The sequence below is a fragment of the Sphingomonas sp. CCH9-E2 genome (assembly GCF_001557215.1).
Taxonomy (GTDB): domain Bacteria; phylum Pseudomonadota; class Alphaproteobacteria; order Sphingomonadales; family Sphingomonadaceae; genus Sphingomonas.
This window is the reverse complement of sequence record NZ_LSJM01000187.1, coordinates 1-1,233: the sequence shown is the minus strand read 5'-3', so window position 1 is coordinate 1,233 and position 1,233 is coordinate 1. Positions and strand designations below refer to the sequence as shown.

General features: G+C 68.0%; 2 protein-coding genes. Both read right to left on the bottom strand.

Features of this window, described 5'->3' with window-relative positions; translation table 11 throughout:
* Positions 1–28 precede the first annotated feature (28 nt).
* Positions 29–361, bottom strand: coding sequence for a hypothetical protein (locus tag AX681_RS09205; RefSeq protein ID WP_066657160.1), 333 nt, complete (start codon positions 359–361; stop codon positions 29–31).
* A gap of 261 nt (positions 362–622) precedes the next feature.
* A complete protein-coding gene (locus tag AX681_RS09200) occupies positions 623–1,162 on the bottom strand; it encodes an adenine phosphoribosyltransferase (protein ID WP_066657157.1) in 540 nt (179 codons plus the stop codon).
* Between the last annotated feature and the right edge of the window lie 71 nt (positions 1,163–1,233).

Here is a 1,233-nt window from a genome sequence, read left to right as displayed (position 1 = left end):
GTCTCTGGGCCACTCAGCGGGGGGCAGATCAGCGGTCTTGTGCGAATTCGCGCCAGTTTTCGCGCACCTCGCGCCGGTCACCGCGCCAGTTCTGGCGGCGCTGCTCCCAATAACGGCGCTGGGCAGCGTTCCACCGCACCGGGCGACGGTCGCGGTCGTACACATAATAGCCGGTGCCCGGATAATAATAGTCGCCATACCAGCCCCAATAGGGGTCGCCATAGCCTCCAGCGTAATAGCCGCCACCACCGCCGCCATAGCCAACCGACACGCCGCTATAGCCATAGCCGTCGGTACAGGCGGCAACGCCGAGCGCGGCGGCACCGGCAAGGCCGAGCTTCACGATACGCAAACTGAGCATGATGCTTCTCCCGGACGCGGTGTCGCGCCCTAATGCCCTGAAAACGGGGGAGAAGCGGTCAGGGTTCCGTAGGGCGGGAGCATCTCATTCCTCCCCTGCGCCGCGGTGGAGGTAGCAGCGCGCAGCGCTGACGCAGGGGCCGCCCCGAAGAGGGCGGAATTTGCCGCGCTGTGTACGGCTGCCTGCGCAGCCGCCCCTCCACCACCCGCTTCGCGGGCGGTCCCCCTCCCCTGAGACAAGCGCAGGGGAGGAATTAGCGGCTCAATGCCCGGGAAACTCGATCAGCGCGGTCACGTCAATCCCCTCGGCACGCAGCGCGTCGGCGCCACCGAGGTCGGGCAGGTCGATGACGAACGCCGCCTGTGTCACCACCGCGCCGACCTTCCGCAACAACCGCACCGCCGCGCGTGCGGTGCCGCCGGTGGCGATCAGATCGTCGATCAGCAGCACCCGCGCGCCCGGCGCCACCGCGTCGGCGTGGATCGCGATGCGGTCGGTGCCATATTCCAGCGCATAATCCTCGGCGACGGTCGCGCCGGGCAGCTTGCCGTCCTTGCGCACCAGCAAAGTCCCCGCCCCCAGCGCCAGTGCGACGGGCGCGGCGAAGATGAAGCCGCGCGCCTCGATCCCCGCGACCAGATCGACCGGGCCGTCCACCGCCTCGACGATCCGCTCGACCGCACGGGCGAAGCCGGCAGCATCGAGCAACAGCGTGGTGATGTCGCGGAACATGATCCCGGGCTTCGGGAAATCCGGAATGGTGCGGATCAGCGCGGCGAGATCGTCATTGGTCGGGGTCATGCGGCACGCTCCATGGATTGGATACCGGGTCGGTCTATCAAGCCCCTCCCCTTTAGGGGAGGGGTTGGGGT